Source organism: Aestuariivita sp., assembly GCF_021404545.1.
Lineage (GTDB): Bacteria > Pseudomonadota > Alphaproteobacteria > Rhodobacterales > Rhodobacteraceae > Aestuariivita.
This window is the reverse complement of the sequence record NZ_JAAWWD010000038.1, coordinates 69,488-81,637: the sequence shown is the minus strand read 5'-3', so window position 1 is coordinate 81,637 and position 12,150 is coordinate 69,488. Positions and strand designations below refer to the sequence as shown.

Genomic DNA, 12,150 nt, shown 5'->3' with positions numbered 1-12,150 from the left:
CGACCGGTCTGGTTCTGCGGGTCTCTGAAACTATGGGCGGGGTCCACCAGGACCCCGTCTGTATCGTCAAATGGGCGGATCGCGATGCCCGCTCCTGACCCCTTGATCGGCGGGCTTGATTAGCCCAGAGCGTACCCCGCACCACGCACCGTGCGCAGAGGGTCGTCCCCACCGTTTCGGCAAAGCGCCTTGCGGAGCCGCCCGATATGTACATCGACCGTGCGGGTATCCACATAGATGTCACGCCCCCAGACCCGGTCCAGCAATTGCTCCCGGCTCCAGACCCGGCCGGGCTTTTCCATGAAGGTACTCAGCAGACGAAACTCGGTTGGTCCCAGCTTGAGATCGTTGCCGCCGCGGGTGACCCGATGTGTTTCGCTGTCCAAAACGATATCCTCGAACTCAAGGCGTTCGCCAACGCTGGATGGCCGCGCGCGCCGCAGTTGTGACCGGACGCGGGCCATCAACTCGATCACCGAATAGGGTTTGACGACATAGTCATCCGCGCCCGTTTCCAACCCACGCACGCGGTCTACCTCTTCGGAGCGCGCCGACAGCATGATTACCGGAATACGGCGTAACTCCGAGCGCATCTTGATCCGGCGGCACACCTCGATCCCGGACACTCCCGGCAGCATCCAATCGAGGACAATGACATCCGGCACCTGCTCCTCGACCTGCAAGAGCGCTTCATCTCCATCGGCGGCCTTGACCACACGAAACCCTTCGGCTTCTAGGTTATAGGACAGCACTTCGCGCTGCGCGAGCTCGTCCTCGACCACCAGAACTGTCGGTTGATCAACCGCCATCAATCCCCAGCCTCCATTCCGTGCATCGGCGTCGTGTCGCCCTTGGGCCGGTCGTCATCGGGCGTTTCACCGGTCACCATATAGATCGTCTGCTCTGCGATCGTGGTTGCATGATCGCCCGCGCGTTCGATGTTCTTGGCAATGAAATGCAGATGCATCCCCGCCGTAATATTCCTGTGATCTTCCATCATATGGGTCAGAAGCGCCCGGAAAAGGGTATTATACATCTGATCCGCCTCGCGGTCGCGCTCAAACACATCCGATGCCAGCGCCGTGTCATGCTGGATATAGGCATCAAGCGCATCCGAGATCATCGCGATCACAAAATGCGACATCCGTTTGAGCGCCCCGATGGAGCCGTTGATCCTGGCGCCCTCGGCGACGACATGTGAGCGTTTCGCGATGTTCTTGGCGTAATCGCCAATCCGTTCAAGGCTGGCGCTGATTGCCATGACCGAAAGGACCACGCGGAGGTCGATCGCGGTCGGCGCACGCAAGGCCAAAAGCTGTGCGGTTTCGGAGCGGATTTCTTCATTGAGCCGGTCAATGGCCTGATCGTCACGACGGATCCTGTCAGCGGCATCCAGATCTCCCTCTTCGAGCGCTTGGACAGCGTCGCGCAAGGCAACTTCAACCAGTCCACCCATGCGCATGACCTTGGCCTGAATGCCTTCGAGATCGCGGTCGAAAGAGGCTACGATATGTTCAGAAACCATGATGTTTACCCAATCCGCCCGGTGATATAGCTTTCGGTGCGCGGGTCCTGGGGGTTTGTGAAGATCTGACCGGTATCGCCATATTCCACCAGATTGCCCAGATGGAAGAACGCGGTTTTCTGCGACACCCGTGCGGCCTGCTGCATCGAATGGGTCACGATCACCACCGAATAGTTCTGGCGCAGTTCATCGATCAGTTCCTCGACCTGGGCGGTGGCGATAGGATCGAGCGCCGAGCAGGGCTCGTCCATCAGCAAGACCTCAGGCTCGGTTGCCACCGCGCGCGCGATGCACAGCCGCTGCTGCTGGCCACCCGAAAGGCCCGTGCCCGGCTCCAACAGGCGGTCCTTGACCTCCTCCCAGATGGCGCCGCGGCGCAGGGCGCGCTCGACGATATCGTCCAGGTCGGACTTGGTCTTGGCCATGCCGTGGATCTTGGGGCCGTAGGCGACATTGTCATAGATGGATTTCGGAAACGGGTTGGGCTTCTGAAAGACCATGCCGACGCGGGCGCGCAGCTGCACCGGATCGACGGCGGGGTCGTAGATATCCTCGCCGTCCAGCAGGATGTCCCCTTCGATCCGGGCAACATCAATTGTGTCGTTCATCCTGTTGATACAGCGCAGGAAAGTCGACTTGCCGCAGCCCGAAGGACCAATGAAGGCCGTCACCGTCTTATCGGCGATGTCGACGCTCACATCCTTGATGGCATGGGTCGCGCCGTAATACACCTGAACATCGCGGGCGCGCACTTTGAGATCCTCGTGGATCACGTGGCTGTCGGTTTGGGGAAGGTCATACATGTGGAATCCCTCGGGGTTTACCAGCGGCGCTCGAACCGGCGGCGCAGCAGAATGGCGATGAAATTCATGGTCAGGAGAAAGACCAGAAGGATGATGATGCCGCCCCAGGCGCGTTCGTAATAGGCGGGGTCGGCGCGTTTTGCCCATTCATAGATCTGCGCGGGCATCGCGGAGTTGGGATCGAGAAAACCCGAGGCCAGCCCATCGGGATAGTTCGAGGCGATAAAGCCCACCATCCCGATCAGCAGCAGCGGGGCGGTTTCACCCAAAGCCTGGGCCAATCCGATGATTGTGCCGGTCAGAATGCCCGGCATCGCCAGGGGCAGCACGTGGTGAAACACGGTCTGCATTTTCGACGCGCCAACCCCCAGGGCCGCATCACGGATCGACGGTGGCACGGCCTTGAGAGAGGCCCGGGTCGAGATGATGATCGTCGGCAGGGTCATCAATGTCAGAACCAGACCCCCGACAAGCGGGGCTGACTGGGGCAGGTGGGCGAACTGGATGAAGACCGCAAGGCCCAATATCCCGAACACGATCGAGGGCACCGCCGCGAGGTTCGAGATATTCACCTCGATCAGGTCGGTGAAACGGTTCTTCGGCGCGAACTCTTCAAGATAGATCGACGCGGCGACCCCGATGGGCAGAGACAGGCCCAACACAACCAGCATCATAAAGAACGAGCCGATCATCGCGACCCCGATCCCGGCCTGTTCGGCGCGGCTTTCGGAGGCGTCCGAGCCCGTGATGAAGGCGAGGTTAAAGGTTTTTTCGACCACGCCCGCCTCGACCAGGGCATCGGTCAGATCCAGGTGTTCGGCGTCGATATTCTTGTCGCGCGCCACATCTTCGCGCTGGACCCGGCCTTTGAGATAGCCATCGACCCGGCTGGCCGCGAGGATGCGAAATGCAACCGTGTCGCCGATCCGGTCGGGGTTCTCCAGAACGAAGTTGCGCACCTGCGCCGCAGCGCCGGCCGAAAACATGGGCCGCATGTCGGTGCCCTTGGTCAACGGTGTCTGGACACCCGCATCGGCCACCGTGGCCAGCATGGCGTTCTGGATCAGCGGGGTATAGCCGAAGGTCGACACTTTGCGAAGATCGGCAGGATCGCGATTGCCTTGCTTGTCCAGCCTTTCCGGGTCCAGGAAAACATTGACCGAGATAAAGGTCTGCTGGAACGCGCCAACCCCGTTTGACACGATCGCACTTAACAGCGTGACCAGCAGGATCAGACCGATCCCAACGGCTGTCAGCCCATAAAGGCGAAACCGTTTCTCGGCCGCGTTGCGCTTGCGGGTGCGCTCGTCGGCGGCCTTGAGAGAGCCGCGGGCAGGCGCCGCAGGGGCGGTTGCATCAGTCATTCGTACTGCTCCCGGTATTTGCGCACAATGGCGAGGGCGATGACGTTCAGCCCGAGTGTGATGATGAAAAGGGTCATGCCGAGCGCAAAGGCGACCAACACTTCGGGGCTGGCGAAATCGGCATCCCCCGTCAGCTGGCTGACGATCTTTGCGGTGACCGTGGTCATCGCGTCAAAGGGGTTCATGCTCAGCCGCGCAGCCGCGCCTGCGCCCAGCACCACGATCATCGTCTCGCCGATGGCGCGCGAGGCGGCCAGCAGGATCGCACCGACGATGCCGGGCAGGGCGGCCGGCAGGATCACCTGGCGAATGGTTTCGGATTGCGTAGCGCCCAGCGCGTAAGAGCCGTCGCGCAGCGATTGCGGCACCGCATTGATGATATCGTCCGAGAGCGAGCTGACAAAGGGGATCAGCATCACCCCCATGACCAGCCCCGCGGTCATCACTGCCGTGCCCGATTGCATCCAGCCCACCCCCTCGTCACCAAAGACGGACACCAGCAGAGGGCCCACCGTCAACAGCGCGAAGAGGCCGTAGACGATGGTCGGGATCCCGGCCAGGATCTCGAGCAGCGGCTTGGCAAAGGACCGGACCCTGGGCGAGGCATATTCCGACAGGTAGATCGCGGCAAAAAGCCCAATCGGCACCGCCACCGCCAGCGCGATGAACGAGATGTAAAGCGTCCCCCAAAGCAGCGGGATAATCCCCAGCTCGGATCCGCCGCCAAAGGATGGGCTCCAGGTCAGGCTGAAAAAGAAGTCGCGCGCGGGGTAGAGGCGGAAAAACTCGATCGTGTTAAAGACCAGCGACAGGATGATACCCAAAGTGGTCAGGATCGCGATGCACGCCGCGCCGATCAGGATCAGGCGGACGCCTGCTTCGACCACGTTGCGGGCGCGAAACTCGCTATGGGTACGGCTCAGACTGATCCCGAAGCCCGCGATGGCCGCGCCCAAAACCGCCATTGCCATCAAGAGGTTGCCGATCCGGGACATCGACCTGTAGCGTTGCGCGGCCGACAAGACCTCGGCCGAGACGTTCGAGCCCAAGGCGACGCCGACCTCGCCGAGGCGCTGGCGCACATCGGTGAACTCGGTCCGGATCGAGCGGGCCTCTTGGGCGGTCATGGCCCCTTCGCTGACGGCCACGTCCAGCCCTTCGGCAACGCGACGCACATCGCTCATCACCAGATCCATCGTGGTGTCGGCGCTGACGGCGCGGTCGGGCAGCTGGGACGCGATGGACCGGTCGATGAAGAACGGTTGCACCAGAAGCCACACGATCAGAACGCCAAAAGCCGGCGCCAGGATCGTCAGGCCGACATTGGCGCCGTAATAGCTGGGCAGAGAATGCAGGGCGCGGGTATCGCCGCCTGCCGAGCTGAGCGCGCGGGAGCGACCCATCACGTACCCGATCGCCGAAAGCGCCAGGATCGCGATCACAAGCCAGAGAACGGGCATGAGAGTTCCGATTTGATTGAAAGAGGGAGCAGCGCAGAAAAAAGGTCGGGCGGCACCGAAATCGGCGCCGCCCTGAGAAAGCCGTCAGGCTTACATGTTCGAGCCCATGACCTGTTCGTCCGCCACAATGGCCTGAGTGTCGGCCAGTTCGGGGTCAGAAACCAGACCGTAGGCGGCCAGCGGTCCGTCGGGGCCGGCGATTTCATCGGAGACAAAGAACTCTGCGAATTCTTTCAGGCCCGGGATGACGGGGATGTGCGCTTTCTTGACGTAGAAGAACAGAGGGCGCGACACCGGATATTCGCCAGCCGAAATGGTTTCGGTTGTCGGCACGATGCCGTTCATGGTTGCCACTTGCAGCTTGTCGGTGTTGTTCTCGTAAAACGCCAGACCGAAGACGCCGATACCGTCCTTGTTGCTGTCGATACGGGCCAGCGTTTCGGTATAATCGCCGTCGATATCGACCGACACGCCATCGGTCCGCACCGAGATGCAGGCGTCTTCGGCGTCATCTTCGGACATGCCCGCGGCCATCATCGCGTCCATCGCGCCGGTGGCTTCGCAGCCTGCGGCCAGCACTTTTTCCTCGAACACTTCACGGGTGCCGTGCTTGGTGCCTGGGATATAGGCCGCAATGGGCTGATCGGGGAAATCGGCGTTCACGTCGGTCCAGTTCGTATGGGGGTTGTCGACCAGCGCGCCGTCTACCAACACGGTGGGCGACAGGGCGTTGAACCAATCGGTGGGGGTAAACTCAAAGCTGTTGCCGTCGATGTCGGAGGCAAAGACGATGCCGTCATAGCCGATGCGCACTTCGATGATGTCGGTGACGCCGTTCTCGGCGCAGGCTTTGACTTCGCGCTCGCGAATGGCGCGCGAGGCGTTGGCGATGTCGATGGTGTTTTCGCCCACACCTTCGCAGAACCGTTTGAGGCCCGCGGATGAGCCACCGGATTCGACAACCGGTGTCGGGAATTCAAAGTTTTCGCCAAACGCCTCGGCGACGATGGAGGCATAGGGCAGAACAGTCGAGGAGCCTGCGACCTGCACGTTGTCACGTGCATAGGCCGCAGATGCGGAAAGGGCAGCGATCGCCAGAGTGGAGGCGGTCAGTTTCGCGTAGGACATGATGTCTCCTGGGTTTGGATGATTCCCGGCCACTGACAGCGGCCTTGGTGCCCGAGTAGTCAGCTTGCATGAAGCCAATGTAATACTTTTGTAACAGATTTATGAAACTCAGCGACGTTTTGCGGTCTGCCCTGGCGTATGGTTCACAGCCGCTTCGCTTTGCCACAACCCAGAGGCGTATCTTTGTGCCCCGCGACAGGGTATTTATGGGGAGTCAGCTTCTCTGACTGGACCGAGCCTGCGCTGCCGCTAAGCCTCTTTCTCGGTCTCACCCAGCGATCTGGAAAGGACCGCTGATGGCCGAAGACCAAAGACCCTCCACTGCGGACATTGCCGCGTTTCCCGGCAATGCCATTGATCGCTCGGCCGCGCGCCGGGCCACAGCATCGCTCAACAGGCTCAGAACGGTTTTGCCCGAACCGTCAGTCAGTGTGCTGGCGCAGGAAGTGATCGCACGGCTTGCCGCCAAGGTGGATGACACCGCCTCGCCGGACGAGACCGAGATGGCCGCGGCCCTGGCCGATGCGCTGTGTGCGCGCGATGAACGGACCGCTTTGCGCAAGGTGATGCGGGCCATTTCCGACGGGACCGATATCGAGACGATCTATCTGACCCATCTGACGGGGGCTGCCCGCCTGTTGGGAGAACGCTGGACCGCCGATGTGCTCACCTCGGCTCAGGTAACGATTGCCGCGGCCCGTATCTATGCGATCATGCGGGGCATCAGCGCGAACCTTGCACCGGATGCCTGGCCGGACGGGCGACATGCGGTATTCTCCTGCACCCCGGGAGAGCGGCACACATTGGGTGTGTCGATGGCGGCCGATCTGTTCCGGCACGACGGCTGGCTGATTGACCTGAAGGTCGGGCGCAGCCATGACGAACTGGTCGAGGAGCTTGTCGAAACCGACTATGCCATTCTGGGGCTGTCGGCGGCCCATGCCGATTGCCTGCCCGAACTGGTCCGGTTGACCGCCGCGGTACGGGTCAGCACACCGCATGTGCGGATCGTGATCGCCGGACGGCTTGCCGAAGTCGAGCCGCGATTGCAAGAGCTGACCGATGCTGACGCGGTATCCAACGATTTTGATACGTTGCGCGCTATTATGGAGGATTTTCATGACAGTGTGTCGGCGCAGTCCGGTGCCGCGCGCGGTTAGTATCGGGACTATCTGATGGCGAAGGACACGTTCCGCGACGCAGTTCCCCGCACGCTCTGCACCGATTGCGGGCTGTCGCGCACCGATGATCCGGGACGCTGCGGTCAGGCCTGTCAGTTCATCCGCCCCGACTATCCCGGGCTCGAGGCCCAAGTCCACGGCCGGGCTCGCAACCCCGAGGAGGGCGATGAGCGGTTCTTCGGTCCCTACAAGAAGATGTATCGCGCCTGGGCGCGCAAACCGGCGGAGGGCGCGCAATGGAGCGGTCTGACCACGCGGATTGCGCAGAAGCTTTTGGAGACCGGCGCAGTTGAGGCCGTCTTGACCGTTGTGCCTGACCCGGAGGATCGCTGGCGCCCGGTGCCCACGCTGATCACCCAAGCCCAGGACATGGCCCGCGCGCGCGGCATGCGCATGGGCTATGCGCCGCTTCTGGCCTTGCTGGAGCCTGCGCGCGATCAGGGCATCACCCGGTTGGCGGTGATCGGCATTCCCTGTCAGGTCTACGCACTGCGAGCGATCGAAAAGGAACTGGGGTTCGAGCGGCTCTATGTGATCGGCACGCCCTGTTCCGACAACACCACGACCGAGAATTTCCATCTGTTCCTCGACCGTCTCACCGATCGGCCCGAGGCGGTCAGCTATCTGGAGTTCCGCGCCGATTATCGGGTCGAGCTGCGCTTTGACGACGGATCGCGACGCGAGATCCCGTTTCTGAAACTGCCGATCTCGGATCTGCCGGCGGATTTCTTTCCGCTGACTTGCCGGACATGTGTGGATTACACCAATGTGCTGGCCGATCTGACCGTTGGCTATATGGCCGGTGAGGGCGAGCAATGGCTGATCGTGCGCAATGCGCGCGGCGCCGAACTGGTCGAGATGCTGGGGGATGAGGTGCGGCTGAACCCGGTGGGCAGCCGCGGCAAACGGGCAGGCGCGGTCAAGGGGTTTATCGAGAATACCAGGCTGGCGGCAGGTGGGCTGCCCTTGCGCCGGATGCCCGACTGGCTGCGCCCGCTGATGGCCTGGCTGCAACCCCGGATCGGGCCGCGCGGGCTGGAGTTTGCGCGCGCCCGGGTAGAGATGAAGGCGGCCGAAACCGTGCTGCATCTGCGCCGCCATGTGCCGCGCCGGATGAAGCATATGATCCCGAAACATGTCTGGGCGCTGGTGGCGCCCTATGGCCTCGAGCCTGAACCCGGCGAGACGTCCGATAAGGACGCGCCGCGCGATCCGTAGCCTTCCAAAGGTCCTGGCGCCTGCAAAAAAAAGGGGCCCGCATGACACGAGCCCCCTTTGCCATTCTACACGGCGTCAGACCGCGATCTTGCCGCCGCCATCCTTGGTCACGACCACGACCGAGGGGCGCGGGGGCATGTTTGGATCGAAATCGGGCCAGCGCGTGGCCGGGTCTTCGAAGGTCGAGTCGCGCTCGAACCCTTTGAGATCCTTGGTGCCGTCCGTACCGGGGTGCTGGACCGCCAGAAACAGCGTCTCGCTGTCGGGCGTGAAATAGGGCCCGCAAAGCTCACCACCAACCGGGCAGCGGAAAAACAGCTTGGAATGCCCGCGCAGATCGCCTTCGGTCTCGAGCGCATAGAGCCCGTCGGATTTGCCCGTGCGGCCCCAGCCGGTGCCCTGATCGGTCGAGATCCAGAGCCGTCCATCGGTGTCGATCGCGCAATTGTCGGGCGAGCCGAACCAGCCGTTTTCCGAGGTTTCGGGGTTCCACTGGGCGCCGACCTCGGCGATCTCGGGGTCTCCGCACAGCACCAGGATCGACCAGGTGCCCTGGGTCGCCGCGTGATTGCCGCCATCTTCCTTGATCTCGATGATGTGACCAAAGCGGCTTTCGGCGCGCGGGTTGGCCGCGTCGACTTGATCGGCCTGGCGGCGCGAGTTGTTGGTCAGCATGATATAGGCCGTTCCGTCGCCGCGCGGCTGCGCGTCTTCGGGCCGGTCCATCGGGGTCGCGCCCAGCAGATCGGCCGCCATCCGGGTGTCGATGGCAATATCGGCCTGAGAGTTGAACCCGTTTTCGGCCGTCAGCGGGCCATAGCCATGGATCAGCGGCATCCAATCGACGGTGCCATCGGCATCAAAGCGGGCCACATAAAGCGTCCCCTCGCTCAGCAGGGACGAGCCGAAGACCGAGTTTTCCTCGGTCACAGCCGCCGCGGACACCCATTTGTACTGGTAATCGAACCGGTTGTCGTCGCCCGAATAAATCACCAGCCGACCGTCCGATGCGATGGTGGTTTCGGCCCCTTCATGGCGGAACCGGCCCAGGGCGGTGTGCTTGATCGGGGTGGCATCGGGGTTGAACGGATCCACTTCAACAATATAGCCAAAGCGATTGGGTTCATTGGGTTCTTTGTCGATATTGAACCGGTCGTGATACTGGCCCCAGGCATACCAGCGGCCCGGCACGCCGTACCGTTTCATCGAGGCGGCCTCGGGCTGCTCCGAGATGTCGGGATTGCCGTCGGCATCCACCACATCGGTCCAGAAATATCCGTGGAAGTTCTCCTCGGCCATCAGATAGGTGCCCCAGGGCGTCATGCCGCCGGCACAGTTGTTGATGGTGCCGATCACCGTGGTTCCGGTGGGATCGGCGGATGTCTTGAGCCGGTCATGGCCCGCGGCGGGGCCGGAAAAAGACATGGCCGTGGTCGAGGCCGTGACACGGCGGTTCAACGCGCTGTCCTTGACCAGGGCCCATTTGCCATCCGCGCCTTTGGCGATCTCGACGACGGTGCCGCCATGGGCGGCCATTTCGATGTCGACCAGCTCTTTGGTCATGCCTTCGAATCCGGCACGGTCCTGACGGCCAAGGCCGGGGAACATCACCTCTTCGTTGGTGTATTCATGGTTCACACAGAGCACACCGCGTGAGGGATCGTCATTCAGCGGCCAGAAACCGACATAGTCATTGTTATAGCCGAACTGCTTGAGCTGGGCGGCGGCCGTCTGGTTCATCACATCGAAATCGGGCGCGTCCGCGGTGATCGGATCGCCCCAGCGCAGCAGAACATCGGCGCTGTAGCCGTCGGCGATGTGGTGGCGTTCGTCATTGCCCCAGGTCAGCTCGTCAAACACATAACGGCTTGCCGTTGCGGCAGCGGCTTCGCCGGGTGCGACCAGTGCGGACGTCCCAAAGAGCGCGGTCGTGGCCGAGACACCCAGCATCCCGCGCAACACGTCACGGCGGCCATAACGGGCGTTGATGACATCGCCGATGGTGTTGCTGAGATTGGGGTTGGTCGGAATATCGTCGAATGCTTCAAAGGCTTCGGCTTTGTTGCCATACTCGGGTTCGTGGATGATCGATTTGCGATCCATCTGCGTGGGTCTCCTGAAATCATGAAAGCAGGGCGAATCCTTTCGGCTCGCCGCTGGGCGCAGCCTGTCCCGGGAATATGACATGGACATGAAGCAGGGCGGGGTTTGCGCGCCGGACAGGGGCGGGGGCGGTCATGCGGCCCGGATGCCTTTCAGCCCGGCGATCAGACGGGGCAGGACCTCGTTGAAACGAAAAAACCCATGGGTGGCATGGGGCCAGGCCGCGCTGTCATAGGCGCGGCGCAGACGCGCAATGCGCAAACCGGGCAGAGCGGCCTGCAACTGATCGAGGGCAGTGGCCTCTGTGCCAACCGGGGCATAGGGGGTGACGATCTGCTCCAGCGCATGCTCTTCGACCCAGGCGACGGGATTGACGATGGGTATGATTGGACCCAGACGCCCGGACCAGCGGGTGGCCATATCTTCCAGGACTGCGGAGTCCCAGTTCAGGACCCGTGGCGCCATCTCGAGATGGCTGAGCCTGCACCGATGAGAGATCATCGCGGTCGCCACCGGGTTTGGCAGGGCCTTTGCCACATGTTCCGGAGACAGGTCTTCGGGCGTGATCAACAGGCCGGTGCGCAGGCCGGGCATAACCCTATCCGGCGCGGGCAGCGGCCGGGGCCGCGGATGGTCCGGGCCCCGAAGCGGCACCGCGCAGGCAGCGAGACCCTTGGGCGCAAACCGGCCTTGGGTGTATGTCGCGATGTTGTCGGCGCGCGCCAGATAGGTCTTGCCCTTGGTGTGCAGCCCCGCAACCCAACGCCAGCTCAGCGTGTTGGACGCGGGATCCCCGTCCAGCAGGTGGCGCAGAAAGAAATCAGCCCCCAGCGCCCAGGGCAGGCGCAGCGTAAAGATCCAGATCGAGGCAACCCACATCCGTGCGTGATTATGCAGATAGCCGGTCTGCACCAGCTCCTGCGCCCAGGCGTCGAAGCCGTCGATGCCGGTGCGACCGGCGCAGGCCTCCTCCCATTGCGCGCGCAGACCCGCCTGGGTCTGAACCGCGTTCCAGGCCGCCATGCGCTGTGTCAGATAGTCGTCCCAGATGCCTGGCCGCAGCTCAAGCCAGCCCTTCCAGTAGGTGCGCCAGAAAACCTCCTGCACGAATTTCTCGGCGGCCTTGAGGGAATGGCGCGCACACACCGCCTCCAGCACCTCGGCTTCGGTGATCAGCCGGTGCCGCAGATAGGGCGACAGGGTCGAGACCCTGTGATGCCGCCCCGGTCCCAGATCGAAATTGCGCCCCCGCGCATAGTCAGCCCCGGCACGGGGCACAAAGCGCGCCAGCCGCTCCAGCGCGGCGGTTCGGGTCGGGGGAAAATCTGTGGTCATGGGCGGCCAGCTAGTGTGCCAAGAGAGGCCTTC

The 12,150-nt window shown here is 62.6% G+C and carries 10 protein-coding genes; 2 read left to right on the top strand and 8 right to left on the bottom strand.

The window, feature by feature from the left end; translation table 11 throughout:
- Positions 1–119: 119 nt before the first annotated feature.
- The 6 genes from phoB to HEP69_RS12970 all read right to left on the bottom strand — a co-directional run bounded on the left by phoB (position 120) and on the right by HEP69_RS12970 (position 6,280).
- Positions 120–809, bottom strand: a complete 690-nt coding sequence (phoB, locus tag HEP69_RS12995) for a phosphate regulon transcriptional regulator PhoB (RefSeq protein ID WP_290558967.1) — start codon at positions 807–809, stop codon at positions 120–122.
- The gene (gene phoU, locus HEP69_RS12990; protein WP_290558966.1) at positions 809–1,525 is read right to left on the bottom strand and encodes a phosphate signaling complex protein PhoU; all 717 of its coding nucleotides are present in this window, start codon (positions 1,523–1,525) and stop codon (positions 809–811) included. The genes phoB and phoU overlap by 1 nt, the downstream gene beginning before the upstream one ends.
- Before the next feature lie 5 nt (positions 1,526–1,530).
- Entirely contained in the window at positions 1,531–2,328 is a 798-nt protein-coding gene (gene pstB / locus HEP69_RS12985) for a phosphate ABC transporter ATP-binding protein PstB (RefSeq protein ID WP_290558965.1), read from the bottom strand.
- Positions 2,329–2,345: 17 nt separating this feature from the next.
- Complete coding sequence (gene pstA, locus HEP69_RS12980) at positions 2,346–3,692, bottom strand: phosphate ABC transporter permease PstA (RefSeq protein WP_290558964.1); 1,347 nt, start codon at positions 3,690–3,692, stop codon at positions 2,346–2,348.
- The gene (gene pstC / locus HEP69_RS12975) at positions 3,689–5,152 is read right to left on the bottom strand and encodes a phosphate ABC transporter permease subunit PstC (protein WP_290558963.1); all 1,464 of its coding nucleotides are present in this window, start codon (positions 5,150–5,152) and stop codon (positions 3,689–3,691) included. Before pstC ends, pstA begins: the two co-directional genes overlap by 4 nt.
- Before the next feature lie 90 nt (positions 5,153–5,242).
- Positions 5,243–6,280, bottom strand: a complete 1,038-nt coding sequence (locus HEP69_RS12970; protein ID WP_290558962.1) for a substrate-binding domain-containing protein — start codon at positions 6,278–6,280, stop codon at positions 5,243–5,245.
- 296 nt (positions 6,281–6,576) lie between these two features.
- Between HEP69_RS12970 and HEP69_RS12965 the strand changes: the two genes are divergently transcribed.
- Both HEP69_RS12965 and HEP69_RS12960 read left to right on the top strand, forming a co-directional pair.
- Positions 6,577–7,440, top strand: coding sequence for a cobalamin-dependent protein (locus tag HEP69_RS12965; RefSeq protein WP_290558961.1), 864 nt, complete (start codon positions 6,577–6,579; stop codon positions 7,438–7,440).
- Positions 7,441–7,455: 15 nt separating this feature from the next.
- Positions 7,456–8,679 (top strand): Coenzyme F420 hydrogenase/dehydrogenase, beta subunit C-terminal domain, encoded by a 1,224-nt coding sequence (locus tag HEP69_RS12960; RefSeq protein WP_290558960.1) that lies wholly within the window; start codon positions 7,456–7,458, stop codon positions 8,677–8,679.
- Between the two features lie 75 nt (positions 8,680–8,754).
- Here the strand turns inward: HEP69_RS12960 and HEP69_RS12955 are convergent, their stop codons facing one another.
- Together HEP69_RS12955 and HEP69_RS12950 are read right to left on the bottom strand one after the other, a co-directional pair.
- Positions 8,755–10,782, bottom strand: coding sequence for a PhoX family phosphatase (locus HEP69_RS12955; RefSeq protein ID WP_290558959.1), 2,028 nt, complete (start codon positions 10,780–10,782; stop codon positions 8,755–8,757).
- Between the two features lie 132 nt (positions 10,783–10,914).
- Entirely contained in the window at positions 10,915–12,117 is a 1,203-nt protein-coding gene (locus tag HEP69_RS12950; RefSeq protein WP_290558958.1) for an FAD-binding domain-containing protein, read from the bottom strand.
- Positions 12,118–12,150 lie beyond the last annotated feature (33 nt).

What these genes read in the sequence shown, in the direction of transcription:
- phoB (WP_290558967.1), bottom strand. Translation starts at nt 809, where the DNA reads ATGGCGGTTGATCAACCGACAGTTCTGGTGGTCGAGGACGAGCTCGCG.
- phoU (WP_290558966.1), bottom strand. Translation starts at nt 1,525, where the DNA reads ATGGTTTCTGAACATATCGTAGCCTCTTTCGACCGCGATCTCGAAGGC.
- HEP69_RS12955 (WP_290558959.1), bottom strand. Translation starts at nt 10,782, where the DNA reads ATGGATCGCAAATCGATCATCCACGAACCCGAGTATGGCAACAAAGCC.
- HEP69_RS12950 (WP_290558958.1), bottom strand. Translation starts at nt 12,117, where the DNA reads ATGACCACAGATTTTCCCCCGACCCGAACCGCCGCGCTGGAGCGGCTG.
- HEP69_RS12960 (WP_290558960.1), top strand. Translation starts at nt 7,456, where the DNA reads ATGGCGAAGGACACGTTCCGCGACGCAGTTCCCCGCACGCTCTGCACC.
- pstC (WP_290558963.1), bottom strand. Translation starts at nt 5,152, where the DNA reads ATGCCCGTTCTCTGGCTTGTGATCGCGATCCTGGCGCTTTCGGCGATC.
- pstB (WP_290558965.1), bottom strand. Translation starts at nt 2,328, where the DNA reads ATGTATGACCTTCCCCAAACCGACAGCCACGTGATCCACGAGGATCTC.
- HEP69_RS12970 (WP_290558962.1), bottom strand. Translation starts at nt 6,280, where the DNA reads ATGTCCTACGCGAAACTGACCGCCTCCACTCTGGCGATCGCTGCCCTT.
- pstA (WP_290558964.1), bottom strand. Translation starts at nt 3,692, where the DNA reads ATGACTGATGCAACCGCCCCTGCGGCGCCTGCCCGCGGCTCTCTCAAG.
- HEP69_RS12965 (WP_290558961.1), top strand. Translation starts at nt 6,577, where the DNA reads ATGGCCGAAGACCAAAGACCCTCCACTGCGGACATTGCCGCGTTTCCC.